Origin of the sequence: Rhizobium zaerense, from assembly GCF_051810725.1 — a bacterium.
In the GTDB taxonomy this organism is placed as follows: Bacteria; Pseudomonadota; Alphaproteobacteria; order Rhizobiales; family Rhizobiaceae; genus Rhizobium; species Rhizobium leguminosarum_I.
Map to the genome: position 1 here is coordinate 1,506,074 of NZ_CM132690.1, position 18,161 is coordinate 1,524,234.

16 protein-coding genes are annotated in these 18,161 nt (G+C 57.7%); 11 read left to right on the forward strand and 5 right to left on the reverse strand.

Features of this window, described 5'->3' with window-relative positions; genetic code table 11:
• Window positions 1-33 precede the first annotated feature (33 nt).
• The gene (locus tag ACS4RR_RS07180; RefSeq protein ID WP_260109337.1) at window positions 34-1,179 is read right to left on the reverse strand and encodes a mandelate racemase/muconate lactonizing enzyme family protein; all 1,146 of its coding nucleotides are present in this window, start codon (window positions 1,177-1,179) and stop codon (window positions 34-36) included.
• Window positions 1,180-1,339: 160 nt separating this feature from the next.
• Here ACS4RR_RS07180 and ACS4RR_RS07185 point away from each other — a divergent pair, with 160 nt between their 5' ends.
• The 6 genes from ACS4RR_RS07185 to ACS4RR_RS07210 all read left to right on the forward strand — a co-directional run bounded on the left by ACS4RR_RS07185 (window position 1,340) and on the right by ACS4RR_RS07210 (window position 7,103).
• The gene (locus ACS4RR_RS07185; protein ID WP_260296957.1) at window positions 1,340-2,098 is read left to right on the forward strand and encodes a FadR/GntR family transcriptional regulator; all 759 of its coding nucleotides are present in this window, start codon (window positions 1,340-1,342) and stop codon (window positions 2,096-2,098) included.
• A complete protein-coding gene (locus ACS4RR_RS07190; RefSeq protein ID WP_260296953.1) occupies window positions 2,095-2,886 on the forward strand; it encodes an SDR family NAD(P)-dependent oxidoreductase in 792 nt (263 codons plus the stop codon). Before ACS4RR_RS07185 ends, ACS4RR_RS07190 begins: the two co-directional genes overlap by 4 nt.
• Before the next feature lie 132 nt (window positions 2,887-3,018).
• Window positions 3,019-4,266, forward strand: a complete 1,248-nt coding sequence (locus ACS4RR_RS07195; RefSeq protein ID WP_456189894.1) for an ABC transporter substrate-binding protein — start codon at window positions 3,019-3,021, stop codon at window positions 4,264-4,266.
• 11 nt (window positions 4,267-4,277) lie between these two features.
• The gene (locus ACS4RR_RS07200; RefSeq protein ID WP_222386840.1) at window positions 4,278-5,201 is read left to right on the forward strand and encodes a carbohydrate ABC transporter permease; all 924 of its coding nucleotides are present in this window, start codon (window positions 4,278-4,280) and stop codon (window positions 5,199-5,201) included.
• Entirely contained in the window at window positions 5,198-6,040 is an 843-nt protein-coding gene (locus ACS4RR_RS07205; RefSeq protein ID WP_456189895.1) for a carbohydrate ABC transporter permease, read from the forward strand. Before ACS4RR_RS07200 ends, ACS4RR_RS07205 begins: the two co-directional genes overlap by 4 nt.
• Before the next feature lie 13 nt (window positions 6,041-6,053).
• Complete coding sequence (locus ACS4RR_RS07210; protein ID WP_456189896.1) at window positions 6,054-7,103, forward strand: ABC transporter ATP-binding protein; 1,050 nt, start codon at window positions 6,054-6,056, stop codon at window positions 7,101-7,103.
• Between the two features lie 60 nt (window positions 7,104-7,163).
• On the opposite strand, the gene ACS4RR_RS07215 is transcribed toward ACS4RR_RS07210, so the two are convergent.
• Both ACS4RR_RS07215 and ACS4RR_RS07220 read right to left on the reverse strand, forming a co-directional pair.
• Window positions 7,164-8,162: an ABC transporter permease gene (locus ACS4RR_RS07215; protein ID WP_017965925.1), complete on the reverse strand. Its 999-nt coding sequence runs from the start codon at window positions 8,160-8,162 to the stop codon at window positions 7,164-7,166.
• Between the two features lie 40 nt (window positions 8,163-8,202).
• Window positions 8,203-8,943: an ATP-binding cassette domain-containing protein gene (locus ACS4RR_RS07220; RefSeq protein ID WP_017965924.1), complete on the reverse strand. Its 741-nt coding sequence runs from the start codon at window positions 8,941-8,943 to the stop codon at window positions 8,203-8,205.
• Between the two features lie 259 nt (window positions 8,944-9,202).
• Between ACS4RR_RS07220 and ACS4RR_RS07225 the strand changes: the two genes are divergently transcribed.
• The 3 genes from ACS4RR_RS07225 to ACS4RR_RS07235 all read left to right on the forward strand — a co-directional run bounded on the left by ACS4RR_RS07225 (window position 9,203) and on the right by ACS4RR_RS07235 (window position 12,192).
• The gene (locus tag ACS4RR_RS07225; RefSeq protein ID WP_456189897.1) at window positions 9,203-10,183 is read left to right on the forward strand and encodes an NAD-dependent epimerase/dehydratase family protein; all 981 of its coding nucleotides are present in this window, start codon (window positions 9,203-9,205) and stop codon (window positions 10,181-10,183) included.
• A 48-nt stretch (window positions 10,184-10,231) separates the two neighbouring features.
• A complete protein-coding gene (locus ACS4RR_RS07230) occupies window positions 10,232-11,218 on the forward strand; it encodes a substrate-binding domain-containing protein (protein WP_017965922.1) in 987 nt (328 codons plus the stop codon).
• Between the two features lie 194 nt (window positions 11,219-11,412).
• Window positions 11,413-12,192 carry a FadR/GntR family transcriptional regulator gene (locus ACS4RR_RS07235; protein ID WP_456189898.1) on the forward strand — a complete coding sequence of 260 codons (780 nt, stop codon included), beginning with the start codon at window positions 11,413-11,415 and terminating at the stop codon, window positions 12,190-12,192.
• 316 nt (window positions 12,193-12,508) lie between these two features.
• Here the strand turns inward: ACS4RR_RS07235 and ACS4RR_RS07240 are convergent, their stop codons facing one another.
• Window positions 12,509-14,827 (reverse strand): membrane-bound PQQ-dependent dehydrogenase, glucose/quinate/shikimate family, encoded by a 2,319-nt coding sequence (locus tag ACS4RR_RS07240; protein WP_456189899.1) that lies wholly within the window; start codon window positions 14,825-14,827, stop codon window positions 12,509-12,511.
• A gap of 255 nt (window positions 14,828-15,082) precedes the next feature.
• Between ACS4RR_RS07240 and ACS4RR_RS07245 the strand changes: the two genes are divergently transcribed.
• Together ACS4RR_RS07245 and ACS4RR_RS07250 are read left to right on the forward strand one after the other, a co-directional pair.
• On the forward strand, window positions 15,083-16,192 hold the full coding sequence (locus ACS4RR_RS07245; RefSeq protein WP_456189900.1) for an acyltransferase family protein: 1,110 nt from the start codon (window positions 15,083-15,085) through the stop codon (window positions 16,190-16,192).
• A 586-nt stretch (window positions 16,193-16,778) separates the two neighbouring features.
• Window positions 16,779-17,075, forward strand: a complete 297-nt coding sequence (locus ACS4RR_RS07250; RefSeq protein WP_222386835.1) for a hypothetical protein — start codon at window positions 16,779-16,781, stop codon at window positions 17,073-17,075.
• Window positions 17,076-17,142: 67 nt separating this feature from the next.
• On the opposite strand, the gene ACS4RR_RS07255 is transcribed toward ACS4RR_RS07250, so the two are convergent.
• Window positions 17,143-17,799, reverse strand: coding sequence for a sugar transferase (locus ACS4RR_RS07255; RefSeq protein WP_222386834.1), 657 nt, complete (start codon window positions 17,797-17,799; stop codon window positions 17,143-17,145).
• Window positions 17,800-18,161 lie beyond the last annotated feature (362 nt).

Below are 18,161 nucleotides of genomic sequence, written 5' to 3' on the forward strand. Positions count from 1 at the left end.
GAGGGGGCTGATGTCGTCATTCTAGCGTTGACCTCACTGTACGTGGAGCCGTTTGATGGCGTCCCAATTGATTTCGATGCCGAGACCCGGCCGTGTTGGCACGTCGAGCTGGCCATTCTTCTGGCGCAGGCAGCCGGGCGCCAGATCGGTCAGGTCGCGCTTGAAGGGGCTAAGATCGCACTCGCATTCCATCACCCGGAAATTCGGAAGGGCGGCCGCCAGATGCGCGCTGGCCGTCTCGCAGATAATGCCGGACATGCCGATATGCGGGGCGTAGCCCACATCGTGGAGGGCGGCATAGTCGGCCATGCGCCGCGTTTCGGATATGCCGCCGGCACGCGCGACATCTGGCTGCAGGACTGAAAGCGTGCGGTTGGCGACGAGACGCTGCGCCTGATCGGCGGTAAAGTTGCTCTCTCCGGCTGCGAGCGGCACGTCGCAGCGTTTGCGAAGTTCTTCGTAGCCTTGCTCATTTTCCGGCGCCAGCGGCTCCTCGAACCAGAAGTAGCCGTTGGCCGAAAGTGCCCTGCCGACTTCGATCGCCTGGTCCAGATCATAGGCCCAGTTGGCGTCGACACAGAGTTCGATATCGTCGCCGGCGCGTTTGCGCAGCCGGTCGATGCGCCGGCAGGCTTCCCTGACGGGATTGGCCATCTTGACTTTGATGCGCGGGAATCCCTCGCCGATATAGCGCTCCAGTTCCCGATCCGCCTTGGCATCGTCGACCCAGTTTACGGCGGCGGCATAGACCTCGATCGTTTCCCGGCCGATGCCGCCAAGCAGCTTGGCGATCGGCATGCCGGCGGCCTTGCCCATGATGTCCCACAGCGCAATGTCGACGCCTGCGATCGCCTCGATCAGCATTCCGCCGGCGCGGCCTGAGAGCGAGCGCCGCATGGATTGCCAGAGCGCGCCGATGTTGCGTGCGTCCTGTCCGATCAGCCGTGGCTTTAACGAGGTTTCGATCAGCTCCGCATAAGCCTTGGGCGAAAACCGGGCCAGAGCCTCACCGACGCCGACGATGCCGGCATCAGTGCGCACCTCGACGAGAACCATCGAGACCTTGTGATAGGTGCCCCAGGACGTGACGGTCGGTTTGGGCAGCGTCTGGCTGAGCGGATGGGCGACGACATCTGAAATGAGGATCGCCGGTCCGGTCGAACGTTGCACAGAATCCATCGGCTCTTTCGTTCCCAATGTTTTGCTCGTTGCTCCGGGTTTTGCTCGCTGCTTTCGGGCGTGTCTGTTATTCCTAGCTAGATGTCGGTGACTTGGCAACTGATAAACCTAGTTGCTAAGTTGGAAACTGCGTGTTAGCTTTGTGAATATGAGGATCGAGATGAGTGAAATTCCCGAAAGGAAACCCGTTTTCACCGCCAAGCCGCCAAACCCTTCGCGGTTGGCGGATGGAGTGTCCGATGCGATTGCCGCCGCGCTCTTTGACGGGCGCATCTCGCCTGGCGAGCCGTTGCCGCCCGAAGGGGAGATCGCCAGGGAGTTCGGCGTCTCGAAGCCTATCGCCCGCGAGGCGCTTCGCCAGCTGACGGCAGCCGGGCTGATCTTCACCCAGCAAGGCAAGGTCGCCCGCGCCAAGGCGCTGAGCGGCGACTCGATGGATAAAATCTACGGCTACGCGGTCCGCTCCAGTCTCAAGCGGCTGCGCGAAGCCAATGAGATGCGCCGCGTCGTCGAGACGGGAATTGCCCGGCTCGCCGCCGAACGCCGCGATCCGGAAGGTCTCAATATCATGCGGCAGGGATTGGCGGGCATGCAGGCTTCCGTGCAGGAGCCCTCCAGCTTTACCGCCGCCGACATCCTGTTTCACCTTGGCCTTGCCATGACGACGGGTAATTACATGATCCGTGTGCACATGGAGAGCATGCGTTCCGTGCAGCGCGAGGTGTCGGAATTGTTTTCACGTCGCGCCAATCGCAGCGACGCTGACTGGCGGGCAACGATTGAACGGCATCAGGCGATCTACGACGCAATTGCAGCTGGCGATGCCGACCTCGCCGAGCAAAAAATCCGGGAGCATTTCGAAGCTGCCGACATTGCCTCGCTCGAGGTGGCCGACAAGCTGAAAGATACCGAGCGATGAGCGCCGCGCGCTTCTCATTGAAAGGCCGGCGGGTGCTGGTAACCGGCGCCAGTTCCGGCATTGGCCGGGCTGTTGCGCTTGGCCTTGCGGAGCATGGAGCGGAACTGATCCTGCATCATTTCGGTAATGAGAAGGGCGCGAGTGAGGTGGCCCGGGCGACCGGCGGCACAGCGCCGGTACTGGAAGCAGACTTCACCGACGGGCGTGCGACGCAGGCTTTTGCCGATGATGTGCTCAAAACACACGGCCCGATCGATATCCTCATTGCCAATGCCGCCATCGAACATCGGCGGCCCTGGCAGGAATTCGATGAGGCGCATGTCAGCGCCCATGTGGCATCGAATTTCTCGGCGCTGCTGATGCTGACGGCAAAGCTGGTTCCACCGATGGCCGAGCGGGGCTGGGGCAGGATCGTCGCCACCGGCAGTATCATGGCGGTGCGGCCGCGGGCGGAAACGGTTGTTTATGCATCGCTCAAGGCGGCGCAGTTGACCGCGATCAGGTCGATTGCGCGCGAAACCGGCCATCGCGGCGTCACGCTGAATGTGGTTTCGCCGGGTGCGATCGAGATCGAGGCCAATTCCGCGCGCTACGGCGACCCGGCGTTCCGCGAAGCGGTTGCCGCCAAGATCCCTATTGGTAGGCCGGGCCAGCCGCAGGACCTGGTGGGGGCGTTTGTTTTTTTGTGCAGCGATGCTGCCAGCTACATTACGGGTGCAAATATCCCGGTCGACGGAGGATGGTCGATCGGAGACGCGCCCGGGAGCCTTCCGCACGCTGTCGGGTGAGCGGCCTGCGGCAAGGTTTTCGAGATCATGTGGCGGAACCATCCGCCGCAGCTTGCAGCCAAATTCGGGGCGAATGCCGTTTGCATTCATTCGGTGAAGGCTGATTGCAAACGACCAAAAAGGGAGGAAACCATGAAGGCCGCATTTGCAGGTATCGCAGCATCCGCGTTGACATTGTGCATATCGACGTCTGCCGTCTTCGCGACGGATCTCCGCATGACTGTGTGGACCGGGAGTGAGGCTCATCTGAAGATGCTGAATGGCATTGCGGAGAGCTTCAAAGCCACGCATCCCGACGTGAACGTGAAGTTCGAGACCGTGCCAGTCAATGACTACACGCAGAAACTAACCTTCCAGATCGCCGGCGGCAATGCTCCCGACATAGCCTGGATGATGGAAGATGCCGCTCCGGCTTTCGAAAACGCCAATCTTCTGATGGACCTCGGCCCGACGCTCAAGGCGGCGGAAGGCTATGATTTCGACGATTTCTCGAAGCCGGCCATGGGCCTCTGGCAGAAGGACGAAACAGTCTACGGCATTCCGTTCTCCACCTCGCCTTTCATGATCTACTACAACAAGGACATGTTCGACAAAGCCGGGCTCGAAGATCCGCTGACGCTCGCCGCCAAGGGCGAATGGAACATGGACAAGTTCCAGGAAGTCTCCAAGAAGCTCGCGGCAGCCAATCCCGGCAAATGGGGCTTCGAGTTCAAGGATGGCGAAGGCTATGCCTCTCGCATGACCCATGCCCTTCTGCCGCCAATCCGCGCTTATGGCGGCGATATCTGGTCGAACAAGGAATGCGGCTTCGACAAGCCCGAAGCCGTCAAAGCGGTCAAGCAGCTGCATGACATGGTCTTCAAGGACAAGTCCATCGTTCCGCCAGGCGAACAGGGCGATTACTTCTCCGGCAATTCGGCGATGACGGTCAACCAGATTTCCCGCGCCTCGAAGATGGCGGAAGCCGGTTTCAAGTGGGGCATCGCACCGTTGCCCACCGGCCCAGGTGGTGAGTCACCCGTCATCGGCCAGGCCGGTCTTGTTGTGTTCGCCCAAGGCAAGAATACGGAAATCGCCGCAGAATTCGTGGCGCATATGACCAATAAGGAGAACGTCGCCACCATGGCGCAGTTCTTCCCGCCGGCCCGCAAGAGCGTTCTGCAGGCCGATGCATTCATCAACGGCAACAAGCTCGTGCCGCCCGAGATGATGAAGAATGTGGCTGCCGCGATAGAAAAGGGCCGGGTGGTCTCGGCGAACGAAAAAGCGCCCCAGATCCTTGCCGCCATGGCGCCTCGCGTCGATGCCCTGTGGAAGCCGGATGCCGATGTCGATGCCGCCATCAAGGGCATCTGCGCGGCAATCCAGCCGCTGCTTTGATCAGAACGAAGATGGCCGATACCGTTCATAACTCCATTCAAACCGGCCAAAAGACCTGGCTGACGTTGAAGATGAGAGAGATGATGGAGGCGTGGCTGTTCGTCAGCCCCACCTTCATCGGGTTCCTCATCTTCTTCCTCGGTCCGCTGTGCGCAGTGGTCTATTATTCAATGACCGAATGGAACCTGCTCAGCCAGCAGGCCACCTTCATCGGCCTTGCCAATTTTCGGAATGCGCTCGTCGAAAACCCTGACTTTTGGCTTGTGGTACGCAATTCGGTTATTTTCGCGATCGGTCTCGTGCCGCTCAACATGGCGCTCGCGCTCGCTTTGGCGCTCGCCCTCTCCCGGCCGTTCTTCGGGGTCGTGTTCTTTCGCACGGTGTTTTTCGCTCCCGTCATCACCTCGGCCATCGCCTGGGCGATCGTCTGGAAATTTCTGCTGCAAGGAGAAGGCGGTTTCATCAACCAGGTGCTGGCGCTGGTCGGGATCACTGGTCCAAACTGGTTGCGTGAACCGAACTGGGCCATGGCGGCGGTCATCGTCACCCGCGTCATCAAGATGGTCGGCCTCAACATGATCCTCTACATTGCGGCGCTGCAGGCGATCCCGCGGGATTACGAAGAGGCAGCGCGCCTGGAGGGCGCCTCACGCCGGCAGATCTTCAGCATGATCACCTGGCCGTTGCTGGCGCCGACCACGCTCGTCATCATGGTCATCACGACGATCGGCTCTTTCAAGGTCTTCGATCACATATACCAGATGACCGGTGGCGGCCCGGAAAACGGCACACTGGTGCTTGCCTTCTACATCTACCAGCAGGGCTTCAAGTTCTTCAATGTCGGCTATGCCTCGGCGCTCGCGATGATCATGTTCGTGATGATCATGGCGCTGACCCTGGTGCAGGTGATGCTGCGGAGAAAGGGATCGGAGTGACCCAGCGCCAAATCCAGATCCTCTACCGCGCCTGCTGGACGATCGCGCTCCTGATCGCCGCCATACCTTTTGTTTTCCCATTCGTTTGGATGGTGTCTGCCGGCTTCAAGAGCGTGACCGAGATATTCGGCGCGCCGACGCTTGTTCCGCGCGTCTGGCGCTGGCAGAATTTCGTCGAAGTGTTCACATACCAGCCGTTCGCGCGGCAGTATTTCAACTCGCTTTACATCGCGATCGTGGTGACGGCGCTCACCCTCGTCATCTCGTCCATGGCCGGCTATGCGCTGGCGCGCATGCGGTTTGCCGGTGCGGGGCTGCTGATGCTCTTTCTGATCTCGGCGCTCATGGTGCCGGAGGAAGTGACGATCATTCCGAACTTCTTCCTGATGCGTTGGTTTGGTTTGGTGGATACTCATTGGCCGCTGATCCTGCTGCCCACCTTCGGCCCTCATGGGGTGATGGCAACGTTCCTGATGCGCCAATATTTCCTGGCCCTGCCCAAGGAGTTGGAAGAAGCCGGCAAGATGGACGGCCTCTCACGCTTCGGCGTTTGGTGGAAGATAGCGCTGCCGATGGCGCGTCCGGCCCTGGCTGCGGTTTCCATCATCACCTTTCTGTTCTCGTGGAACCTGTTCCTGGAGCCGCTGATCTTTCTGAGCTCGCTCGACATGTTCACGCTGCCTTTGGCCCTGTCGAACTTCAACGACAGCTACGGCTTGCCGCTGTGGAACCTGCAGCTTGCCGCTACCAGCCTTGCCGTGGTGCCGATCCTGATCGTCTATCTGATCGCCCAGCGGCAGATCATCGAAAGTTTTGCGCTATCAGGCGTGAAGGGATGAGGAATTTTCGTTCATGAGCAGTGTATCGCTTAAAGGCATCGAAAAACGCTTCGGCGCCGTCGAGGTCATCCGCGGCGTCGATCTGAGGATCGATCCGGGCGAATTCGTCGTATTCGTCGGTCCGTCAGGCTGCGGTAAGTCCACCTTGCTGCGGCTGATTTCGGGGCTGGAATATCTCAGCGGCGGTGAACTTGCGATTGGCGGCCGGGTGGTCAACGAAGTGCCGGCTTCGAAACGCGGTGTTGCCATGGTCTTCCAATCCTATGCCCTCTATCCGCACCTGACCGTCCGGGACAATATGGGTTTCGGGCTGAAGGTCCGCAAAGTTCCGGCACAGGAGCGTCAGAAGCGTGTCGATGAAGCTAGCGCCACGCTGAAGCTCGAAGCATTGCTCGATCGCTACCCTCGCGAGCTTTCCGGCGGTCAGCGGCAGCGCGTTGCGATCGGCCGCGCCATCGTCGGAAATCCTGATGTCTTCCTGTTCGACGAACCGCTGTCGAACCTCGATGCAGAGCTGCGCGTGCACATGCGCTCTGAAATCGCCGCTCTACACAAGCGGCTCTCCACGACGATGATTTATGTAACGCACGACCAGATCGAAGCGATGACGCTCGCCGACAAGATCGTGGTTCTGCGCGACGGCCGCGTCGAGCAGGTCGGCTCCCCTCGGGACCTATACGAGCGGCCGGCAAATACCTTCGTGGCGCAATTCATCGGAAGCCCAAAAATGAACCTGCTCCCTGCAGTTATCGCGCCTTTGCTGACAGGCGCAACGGCAATGGATGCCGCAGCCGAGACCATCGGGGTAAGGCCGGAGCATCTGAGCGTCGTGGAGCCTCGAGACGGGACGCTGCGCGGAACCGTCGGGCTTTGTGAATATACCGGGGCGGTAACGCTGCTCCACGTCAAACTGCCGGATGGGCACGATTGCCTCGTCCTGCACGACGGTCATGACATGAAGGCGGGAATCCAAATAGGACTCACCGCCGATGTCTCGAAGGTGCACTTTTTCAAGGGCAACGGGCAGACAACAAAGCGGGTTGAACAAGGTCAGACTGCGTGAACGTACAGTCGTTCGTGGCGCGGGCGCGAACCGCAGATGTCTCTTAAGGGCCGGATTCGTCTACTCGCCCTGGCGCAAGTTGCGAAGCCGGTCGAAAAGGACGGCGAGCACGATTGCCCCGCCGATAAAGCAGCCCTGCCAGAACGCGTTGATGCCAAGCAGGCCAAGACTGTTACGGATGACCTCGATGAGTGCGGCGCCGACCAAGGCTCCAAAGGCAGTGCCGACGCCGCCGGCCAGGTTGGCGCCGCCGATAACCGCGGCGGCAATGACCTGAAGCTCCATCCCGGCGCCGATGTTTGTAGTGACGGCGCCGAGCCAGCCGGTTTGAATGATGCCGGCAACCCCCGCCGAAAGGGCAGAAATCATATAGACGATGACCTTGATCCTCGGCACGGGAACACCTGTCAGTGTCGCGGCATGCTCATTGCCGCCGATGGCAAAGACATAGCGACCGAACTTGGTCCAGCGCAGCACGAAACCGGTAATGAGTGCCAGCACGATCATATAAAGCACTGGATTGGCGATGCCGAAAACCCAGGCGCCACCACCCAGCGCCAGGAGCTTGTCGTGATCTGGCCCGAACTCAAAAACGACAGTATTGTTGGATGCAACCATCGCAAGGCTGCGCGCAATCGACAACATGCCAAGCGTGACGACGAAAGGCGGGAAGCCGAGATAGGCAATCAAGACGCCATTGAAAGCTCCGACCAATAGAGCGGTACCGATTGAGGCGGCGATGCCGACTTCAATGCTGTATCCCGCATGCATGACGACCGCCAGCACCATGCTGCACAGGCAAAGCACCGAGCCAACGGACAAATCAATGCCGCCGGTGATGATGACCAGCGTCATGCCCAGCGCGATAATGGCGACGAAGGTGACGTTGCGGGTGATGTTGTAGATGTTCTTCGCCGTCGCAAAGGAGTCCGTTGCCATCGACAGAAAAATGCAGGCGAGAATGACTGCAATCAGCACCCAGAATGTCTGGCCGCTCATGATCGTCGCAAGCCAACTCCGTTGCTTCTGTCCGATCGTTTGGTCAAGTGTAATCGCCATCGTCGACCTTCTTCCTTCTCGTTGCAACGGATAGCATCGATCACACCTGTTCGATGGCGCCGGTGATCAGTCCCGTCACTTCCTCCGGCGAACTTGCCGCAATCTGCTTGTCGGCTACTTTTCTGCCTCGCCGCATCACGATCACGCGGTCGGCGACCGAAAAGACGTCGGGCATGCGGTGGCTGATCAGGACAACGACAATGCCCCGGTCCCGCAATTGGCGGATCAGATTCAGAACCTCAGCCACCTGGCGCACGGAAATGGCTGCCGTCGGCTCGTCCATCAATACGATTTTCGCTTCAGACAGCATCGTGCGGCCGATCGCGACCGCTTGCCGCTGGCCACCTGACATTTGCTTGACGAGGTCGCGCGCCCGCGTCTCGGATTTGAGTTCGCGAAATATCTCGCCGGCGCGCTTGTACATGCTCTTGTGGTCGAGGATGCGAAGAGGCCAAAGGCCGCGGCGCAGTTCTCGTCCGAGGAACACGTTCGCTGCCGCCGTCAGATTGTTGCAGAGCGCCAAATCCTGGTGAACGATCTCAATGCCATGCTGGCGTGCTTCCTTCGGCCGATGAAGCACGAGATCGGCGCCGTCGAGCCGCATGGTTCCATGGCTCGGCCGAAAGTTGCCGGCAATCATCTTCACCAGTGTGGACTTGCCAGCGCCGTTATCGCCCATGAGGCCGACCACTTGCCCCGCTTCGAGTGAAAACGAAACATCGTTGACTGCCTGGATGGCGCCGAAATGTTTGGAAATATTGCTGAGTTCAAGAACCGCCACCAGCCTCCTCGCCTCCCAAAACCTGCGGGCCATCCATCGCTCCGAACCCTGCCTGTCTCCGACGCAAGGCTCAAGCGTGTCCGCTTCTCCAATGTCCTCCCAGGAAAAGCGAATGGGAGCATTTACGCAAAACCCTGCGACAGCGTCAACTCATTGTCCCGGCCGTTGCTCCTATTGTCGCAAAAATCTGTTTTGTCAGACAAATATCATTTGACGAGAGTGGTGCCCGGATATTAGCTACTCATGGGGGAGAATGAGCATGCTGATCCTTGTTACCGGTGCGACGGGCAAGGTCGGGCGGCGCTTCATTGCTGGGCTGCTTGACGATCCGAGATTTTCCAAAGCCCGTATTCGTGCGCTTTGTCATAATCGTTTGTACGAGGCGACCGACCGTGTCGATGTCTTCCAAGGCTCGATCGCCGATCGCGATGTCGTGGCAGCGGCGCTGGATGACGTTACCCATGTCGTGCATCTCGCCACATGCAAGGAAACGCCTGAAGACATCATGGATGTCACGGTCAAAGGTCTCTTTTGGCTGCTCGAGGAGTTCCGTACGAGCGTCACCGCACGCCAGTTCATCCTGATTGGTGGTGATGCGGGTGTGGGACATTTCCACTATCGCCACGACGGCCCGATCACCGAGAACACCCGCCATTGTGCCTATCCGGGAAGCTATGCGCTCTCCAAAGTCCTGGAAGAGGTCATGCTGGAGCAGTTTGGCATTCAGTACGGCCTTAATGGCTGTTGTCTGCGCGCGCCCTGGATCATGGAAAAGGACGACTTCAAGTATTCGCTGTCTTTTGGAGACGATGTCTTTGGCGGTCCGGACTGGAAGACGCTCGTTCCGGAAGACGCGGCACGGCGCTATGCGGCGATGGGTACGGTGCCGCTGTTGCTCGATGCTGACAGTCGTCCGCTGAAACGCAACTTCGTGCATGTCGATGACCTTGTATCGGCAATACTGGCAGCGATCGATAACCCCCGGGCGGAGCGGCAACTCTTCAATATCTGCATGGATCGACCGGTCGACTATGCTGAAGTCGCCGCCTATCTCCTGCGTACCCGCAATCTCGGCTCAATCGACATACCAAGCCGCTTCCATTCCAATTGGATGGACAACAGCAAGGCGAAATACCTGCTGGATTGGCGGCCAGACTACGATCTCGAAATGCTTATCGACTCGGCATGGCAATACGAGCGCTCAAAGGAGGAGCCTCGCATCCTCTGGTATCCGGGTTGATTTCGTGTGGCGGGCACGCGGTGTCCGTCTGTTTCAAGGGAGGAAACTATGAGGAAGGCATTACTACTTACAGCCGCAGTTTTAGCAATGACCGCCGGGCAAGCCTTGGCCAAGAAGCAACTCGTCATCGTCGTCAAAGGCCTCGACAATCCGTTCTTCGAAGCAATCAATCAAGGTTGCCAGAAATGGAACAAGGAGAACCCCACGGCCGAATACGAATGCTTCTACACTGGTCCGGCATCGACATCCGATGAAGCCGGGGAAGCGCAGATCGTTCAGGATATGTTGGGCAAGGCAGACACGGCTGCAATCGCAATCTCGCCGTCAAATGCAAAGCTCATCGCCCAGACCCTGAAGACGGCCAATCCAACGGTTCCGGTGATGACGCTCGATGCCGATCTTGCCGCCGAGGATGCAGCCTTGCGCAAGACCTATCTTGGCACCGACAACTATCTGATGGGCGCCCGCATCGGCGAGTACATTAAGAAGGCCAAGCCGAAGGGCGGCAAGATCTGCACGATCGAAGGCAATCCGGGCGCAGACAATATTCTACGCCGCGCACAAGGGATGCGCGACACGCTCACTGGTCAGAAAGGTTTGCCCGCGCTGAAAGGTGAGGGTGGCTGGACTGAGGTCGCCGGCTGCCCGGTGTTCACCAATGACGACGGTGCCAAGGGTGTTCAGGCAATGACCGATATTCTCGCGGCCAATCCCGGCATGGACGCATTCGGCATTATGGGTGGCTGGCCGTTGTTCGGCGCACCGCAACCCTATCGCGACCTGTTCAAGCCAATGGCCGAGAAGATCGCCAGCAACGATTTCGTCATTGGTGCGGCCGACACGATCGGCGACGAGGTTGCCATTGCGAAGGAAGGCCTAGTGACGGCGCTCGTCGGCCAGCGGCCATTCGAGATGGGCTACAAAGCACCGTCGGTGATGATGGATCTGATTGCCGGCAAGCCGGTTAAAGATCCGGTCTTCACCGGGCTCGATGAGTGCACAAAGGACACAGTCGACACCTGCATTCAAAAGTAGGTTCACGGTTTGGCGCACCCGGTTGAAGGGTGCGCCGACTGTCCTCACGAGACGGATCGAGAGATCCGCAGGGCTTGACGCGCCTTGAATTCCGCGCTTTGTGCCGGCGTCAATCGCAGGCGACTTCCTCGTTATTACGATTGTTTTGACCATACGTGCAGACAGTCGAAAGAATGCTGAGGCAGTAGAAATAAATGCCTGACAAAAAATCAGGAAGGCCAACGGCTGCGGTCGAGGTGGTGACGGTTGACCGCTCGATAACCACAAGGCGCCCAAATTCTCCCCGCATGACTGGGGCGAGTGTTCATGTGTCGTTGGCCGGCGAGATCGGTCTGCAGATCGTGCGCGGCGACTATCCGCCGGGCACGATCCTGCCAAATGAGGCAAAATGGTCGGAAGTCTTTGACGTCAGCCGCTCGGCGGTGCGCGAAGCGATCAAGATGTTGATGGCCAAGGGTCTGCTTTCTTCCCGCCCGAAAATCGGCAGCTGGGTCGAACCTAGGGAACGTTGGAACCTGCTGGATCGAGATGTCTTGGGCTGGTATGCCGCATCTCCCGATCGCGAATCCTTTCTGAGGGCCGTGCAAGAACTCAGGCATATGATCGAGCCGGAAGCGACTGCGCTTGCTGCGGAGCGACGAACTGAGGAACAGATGAACGCGATCAGTCAGGCCTTGCATGACATGGACCAGGCGACATCGCTCCAGCAGCGAACAGAATCCGATGCGCGATTTCACATCGCGATCTTGCGCGCCTCCGGAAATGATCTGTTGGTACCGCTCGGCGTATTGATCGAATCGGCGCTGAATCACCTCTTCGCCCATGTCACGCGGGAGGAAGACAACTTGCGATATGCGCTGAAACTTCACGAAAATATTGAGAAAAGCATTCGACTACAGCGGCCGAACTTGGCGCGCAACGCAGTCCGCAAGGCGCTGGCAAATACCGACGACATCATAGCCCGGTGGTCATGATAGACGTTTGCATCCTGTCCGGTTGAGGAAGCGGTTGCCAGTCCCGCGTGCATATGCCGTCATAGCATGGGGTAGTCCGTGATATCGGTTCGACGGCTGTTGCCCTCAGTATTGAGCAAGATCTGGTATAGTAAATCATTACTTACGGGTTCCTTTCACGCAGCCGTTGAAGTCCTCGGGGTTTCGAATGGAAGGACGCGTCGGCGTCGTTCTATGGAGAAATAAGGATTGATCCGGAGCCCCCCCTAGCCAATCGATCCTGGTCGCCAGGCGTGAGATTCAGCCTGAGCGCAGCCGGTTCACTGGACTTGAGGGGTTAATCTCCGTTCTTTAGAGAAAACGCCAGCACATAGTCGCCAACATCTTTCGAGTATGGCGCTCCACCAACCGATATCAGGACATATTGCTTGCCTGTTTTCGGCGATACATAGGTCATAGGCGTCGCGCTCGAACCGACCGGCAGAGGATATTTCCAGAGTTCGGTACCATTCTCGGCATCATAGCCGCGGATATAATAGTCCTGGAAGCCAGCGAAGAAGACGATTCCACCGGCGGTGGCCGACGTGCCGGCGTAGCTCGGAAGGCCCATCTGCATAGGCAGCTTGGTTTTGATCTTGAACGGCCCGAGTTCTTCGGCTGTGCCGGCAGGAACCTGCCATGCGATCTTGCGCGTCTTCAGATCCACTGCGGTGACGGTGCCGAAGGGCGGTTGCGTGCAAGGGACGCGAAGCCTCGATGTCCACATCTCGGTGGCCATGGCGTAAGGCGTACCACGCTGGGGGGCGGAGGGGCCGTGCGCGGTTGTGGTCAGGGCAAAGTCGACGTATTCGGCGCGCGGAATGAGTGAGAAGAGACTGGGGACGCGAATATCGTTCATGAAGACCCTGTTGTTCGGCAAGTCGACCGATACGCTTCCCCAGTTGAGACCACCCAGATTGCCCGGCTGCTGGATCGCATACTGTGTGCCGATCGGGGTGAAATCGCCGTCGTAGCGCATCTTGCGGAATGCGATGCGGCATGCCAGCTGATCGAACATGGTGAGGCCCCAGGCCGTCTGCTCGGTTACGCGCTCCGCACCGATTGTCGGCATGCCGACGGAGTAGGGCTGCGTCGGGGACAGTTTTTCTTCCGGCGCGCCGCCTTGCTGCGGCACCGGTTTCTCCTGAACTTCGGCAAGCGGTGTGCCGGTTTGACGGTCGAGGAGAAAAAGCTGCCCGCGTTTGGTGGTCTGCAGCAGAGCGGGCACGGTGGCGCCATTGCCGTCGGGCAGATCGATCAGGAGGGGTTGGGCCGGCAGATCATAGTCCCAGATATCGTGATGGACGGTCTGGAATTTCCATTTCTCCCGACCCGTCGTTACATCGAGCGCCACCAATGTCGCGTTGTATTGATCGGCGAAACCAGGGCGATTGACGCCGTAATAATCCGGCGTGGTATTGCCGAGCGGTGCATAGATGAGGCCAAGCTTGTCGTCGAAAGCGGCCATCGTCCACATGTTGGGCGTGGCCCGCGTATAGGTCTGGCCGTCCGGCGGGAGCTTGGTGATCTCGGGGTTGCCGAGATCCCATGCCCATTCGAGCTCGCCGGTGACCACGTTGAACGCGCGGATAACGCCGGAGGGTTCGCCGACCTCCTGGTTGTCCGTGACCCAACCCCCGACGACGATCAGATTGCGGGCAATCAGCGGCGCCGATGTCTGGAAATAATAGCCTGACTTGACTTCGCCCATGCCCTGGGAAAGCTGGACGGTGCCATTGTCTCCGAAGTCCTTGCAGAGGGTGCCGGTCTTGCTATCGATTTCCAGGAGACGGGCATCGATCGTCGTCTGCACCAAACGCTCGTTACAGAGACCATCGGCTGACTGGGTCGCCTTTGGCATCTTGTAGTAACCGAGGCCGCGGCAGCGTTGCCAGTAAGGCGCCGTCGCCTTGGGGTCAAAGGTCCAGCGGGGTTTGCCGGTATCTGCATCGAGCGCTGCGATCACGTCTGTCGGCGTGCAGGTGTAGACCGTATCGCCGATCTGCAGCGGGGTGTTCTGATCGGCGCCATCGCTTTTTCCGGTGCGATATGTCCAGGCAAGATCGAGCTTGGACACATTGCCGCGGTTGATCTGATCGAATGGCGAATAACGATCTCCTGCGGTGGTGCGGCCATAGGATGTCCAATCGGAGGGAGCGTTGTCGCCCTTGGGGGTCTTGTAGGCGGTGATGTCGGCGGAGGGGCGGATAATGCCGTGCGGCACAAAGCTCAGGCCGACACCCGCGACGAACAGGATCGCCGTAACCGAGGCACCGCCATATAAGAGCTTCCGGTTGGCGGTCAGGGAAAGCGACGGAGCAAAGAGAAGCGCAAAGCTTGCCAGCGCGATGGGGGACATCAAGCGGGCAAAAAGCGCCCAAAAATTAAGACCCGACTCCCATAACGCCCAGGGAAGGGTGAGAACGGCGACAAGCAGGACGATGAGGCTGCCTGATATCTTCCGGCGCCACAGCAGAAATGCGCCAACCAGATAGGCAAGTCCGGTGATCGCGTAATAGGGCGAACCGCCGAGGAGCAGCAGCCAGGCGCCGCCTGCGATCAGCCCCAATCCGATAGAGGCGAGAACAAGACAAAACAGGGTGGCCAGAAATTTCATAGTCTCCTCATCCAATCCGCTGCCCGATCACCTGGATACCAACTCCGACCATCGCAGGGCACCTCGGGAAGCACAGGGGCCATGGGTTGATGGTCAGAGACGCGTCTTCGGGAGAGGGCTGCTCTCTCGTTCAATTTTTAACTGATGTACCTGTGGTCACTGACACGCGGCCCCGACCCGGCAATGATGCCGGCGCCGCTCTGCGGCAACGGCTTGCCATTCCAAATCGAGTCAATACTTCTGAAAGGGGCACAGATGTTTCTCGGCGAAAAGCTTGATCAAGCGAACGGGCGACCGACAGGATCTGATTATATGCGATTACTGTTAGCCTTTTCAGTGCTTTGGATACATACGGCCCGCGTCACGTACGGCGATGACCTCTTTCTCTGGGAGTCATCCTTCCGCCCTGTTATCAAGTCTGTGCTGCCCATGTTCTTTGTCCTGAGCGGGTTCCTGGTGGCTGGCAGTCTTGAACGATCGAAGACATTGATTTCCTTTCTCGGTAACCGATTTATCCGGATCTACCCTGCTCTTGCGGTAGAGGTATTGTTGGCTGCCTTTATACTCGGTGCGATCTATACAGAGTATGACCTGCGTGACTATTTCACCGATCCTCAGTTTTTTACATATCTGATGAATGTCACAGGGCACATTCACTTCAATCTTCCCGGGGTATTCCTGGATAATCCTGATGCCGCGATGGTGAACGGGCAGCTCTGGACGGTGCCCTTCGAGCTTGAGTGCTATGGGGTGATTGCCGTCCTCTTCTTGCTCGGCGTCGTCAGGCGGCGGGTGATTGCCCTTATCGCAACGCCGGCCTTGATCATAAGCTTCGGTATCGCAAGATATTGGAAACATGAAAGTGATTGGGCGAATATGCCGACGACTGCGTCGGGCAATCTGCTCATTTGTGCTTTTCTTGTGGGGGTGACCTTCTATCTCTACAAGGACAAGGTTCTTTGGGATATCCGCATTTTCCTCGCCTCGGTGGCGTTCATCCTATGGGCCTATTGGTTCACCTCCTTTGGGGACTTTGTTGCCATTCCGGCCATGGGATATGTCACGGTCTTCCTTGGCCTCACCTCGCCCCGCAAGCTCGGCGTCCTGCGTGGAGCTGATTACTCCTACGGCGTCTTCCTCTATGGCTATCCGATCCAACAGGCGTTCGTAGCGCTCGGACCTTGGGCGCATAACTGGTGGCTGAACGGCATTGTCTGCAGCATCATTGCCGCTTGCTTTGCCGCCTTCTCGTGGAGATTCATCGAAAAGCCGGCGTTGAAATTGAGGAAACAAGTCACCTGGCTGGAAAACCTCAGTCTCCAACGCGTCGCAAAACGGCAATTGGCCGGCGCTGTCTCGAAATAGGCTTGCCGATACCGGCCTCGATGCCGGCAATTCATCGCAGGTGTTCAACCGGCAAGGACATCAGCAGAGCTCGCCATGGCGGCGGGCTCTGTTTCGTTGTTGCGCGCCGATCACCTCAGATGAACAATCCGGGTCCATCGCAGGAGCCGAGTCTTGCGTAGGCTGTTGCGCAACACTGAGGCCGTCGCGCTTGCCGGACGAGCGTAAGCCCGATCGTTGCCAGCGCACATGCGCTCGAGCGTAAGCCTATTGCCAAATTCATCTTTTCAGGAAAAACACGTGAACGTTCAGTTCGGCGAGGGAACGCCGGAACTGCATTACTTGCTCCTGTATAAGCCTCCGATGCCTAAATCTTTCTGACTGCAATATCCAAGAATTTCTTGGGTTTAATCGGTAGAACGGGCCTTCCAGATGAATAGTCGAATATTACCCGATGGGGTTCAATCGAATTGCTGGGCAGTTGTTAGCAATATTTTAACCCTAATAGATAAAATACTTTGATCGGACTTCGTTTCGACTTTGGGTTTTGTCATGTCGTTGACGGCTGACGGTGGCTTGAAGGAGGTGTGAAGAGAGGATCAGAATAATGCTGAAGAGCACGTTCGTCGTGGTTGCCGTCTCCATCGCTGCCGGAGCCACCATCCGCGCCTCGGCCTTTGCAATATTTGCATTTCTAGTCGTCACGGCCTTGGGCGGCGTGATCCTGCTGAAAGGTACCTCCTTGACGGAGGCTGTCGTTTCTTGTTTCGAAGTGCTTGTATTGATGGAGATATGCTATCTGGTGGGTCTATTTGCCTTCTCCTTGTGGCATATTCAAAAGCGCCGGAAAAAGAACGCCATCACTGAGCGCTCCCATGTCACGGGCAAACGCCCTCATGGGTAGCGACATGACCGAGGCCGGCCGGATGCTCGGCTAAGCTGGGCGCGAAGCTGAAAGATTGCGACGCGCTTTAGGAATCCACCCTGGGCAGTAAGGCGTGCCGGGAAAGCAGGGCGGAGAGCGTCTTTGCCACGATCACGAAATCCAACGCCAGCGTCCATTTGGACAAATACTCGACGTCGAGGGAAACTCTATTCCGGTAGCTGACGTCGTTGCGCCCGCTGGTCTGCCAATGGCCAGTCAGGCCGGGACGGACGGCCATGTAGGCGTAAGCATGTTCACCGTAATGCGACAGCTCTTCTTTGGTAATGGGGCGGGGCCCGACGAGGCTCATTTGACCCAGCAACACGTTGATCAATTGCGGAAGCTTGTCGAGGCTCGATCGTTTCAAAATATCGCCGACGACTGTGACAGGCGCGTTGGCCGTTGCATCGACTGTTATCGTACGAAACTTGAGGCAACCAAACTCTTTTCCCTTATAACCGATCCGGCGATGGGAATTGAAAATTGGCCCCCAATCACTTAGCGTTGTGATGGCTGCTACCGATACAAGGAGCGGCGACAGAAGGACTAAGAGCCCTGCTGCAATGATGAGGTCCAACGCGCGCTTCAGAATTCTGCTGATCGTATGGGATTGTAACGAATTGAATGGACGCCTTTCCCGTCTCGCCCTGGCGAAATCCCGCCAAGGTTTGATCGGGTTTATGCCCTGATTTTTCCCCGCCATCCGCGTCTCCGTTAGACAAACCCCAGAAATCACAGCCAAAGCTTGTTTTATTGCAAGTTCTATGTCTGTGACCGAGGTCATAATCGTGAATAAATTCTTTATTCTCTGAAGAAATTCCTGTGAATATATTAAATATAACCTTCGCTTTTGGCGATGTAGCAAAAATATTATTTATCTTTATTGTAATAAATGACATTATTATTATAATTGTTAACATATTCTGCGGATTGGCAATTGTCATAAATCCTATAAAAATCGTCGTACAGCTTCAAAGCGTTGCCTAAGACAGAATTCAATATGAATTTTACGATATATAAATGTGAGGATCCGTCATTATTATGTATAGTTTCAACACGATATTT

Excerpts from the sequence above, each read along its gene's own strand:
- ACS4RR_RS07180 (WP_260109337.1), bottom strand. The coding sequence starts at position 1,179 with ATGGATTCTGTGCAACGTTCGACCGGACCGGCGATCCTCATTTCAGAT.
- ACS4RR_RS07185 (WP_260296957.1), top strand. The coding sequence starts at position 1,340 with ATGAGTGAAATTCCCGAAAGGAAACCCGTTTTCACCGCCAAGCCGCCA.
- ACS4RR_RS07190 (WP_260296953.1), top strand. The coding sequence starts at position 2,095 with ATGAGCGCCGCGCGCTTCTCATTGAAAGGCCGGCGGGTGCTGGTAACC.
- ACS4RR_RS07195 (WP_456189894.1), top strand. The coding sequence starts at position 3,019 with ATGAAGGCCGCATTTGCAGGTATCGCAGCATCCGCGTTGACATTGTGC.
- ACS4RR_RS07200 (WP_222386840.1), top strand. The coding sequence starts at position 4,278 with ATGGCCGATACCGTTCATAACTCCATTCAAACCGGCCAAAAGACCTGG.
- ACS4RR_RS07210 (WP_456189896.1), top strand. The coding sequence starts at position 6,054 with ATGAGCAGTGTATCGCTTAAAGGCATCGAAAAACGCTTCGGCGCCGTC.
- ACS4RR_RS07215 (WP_017965925.1), bottom strand. The coding sequence starts at position 8,162 with ATGGCGATTACACTTGACCAAACGATCGGACAGAAGCAACGGAGTTGG.
- ACS4RR_RS07225 (WP_456189897.1), top strand. The coding sequence starts at position 9,203 with ATGCTGATCCTTGTTACCGGTGCGACGGGCAAGGTCGGGCGGCGCTTC.
- ACS4RR_RS07230 (WP_017965922.1), top strand. The coding sequence starts at position 10,232 with ATGAGGAAGGCATTACTACTTACAGCCGCAGTTTTAGCAATGACCGCC.
- ACS4RR_RS07235 (WP_456189898.1), top strand. The coding sequence starts at position 11,413 with ATGCCTGACAAAAAATCAGGAAGGCCAACGGCTGCGGTCGAGGTGGTG.
- ACS4RR_RS07240 (WP_456189899.1), bottom strand. The coding sequence starts at position 14,827 with ATGAAATTTCTGGCCACCCTGTTTTGTCTTGTTCTCGCCTCTATCGGA.
- ACS4RR_RS07245 (WP_456189900.1), top strand. The coding sequence starts at position 15,083 with ATGTTTCTCGGCGAAAAGCTTGATCAAGCGAACGGGCGACCGACAGGA.
- ACS4RR_RS07250 (WP_222386835.1), top strand. The coding sequence starts at position 16,779 with ATGCTGAAGAGCACGTTCGTCGTGGTTGCCGTCTCCATCGCTGCCGGA.
- ACS4RR_RS07255 (WP_222386834.1), bottom strand. The coding sequence starts at position 17,799 with ATGGCGGGGAAAAATCAGGGCATAAACCCGATCAAACCTTGGCGGGAT.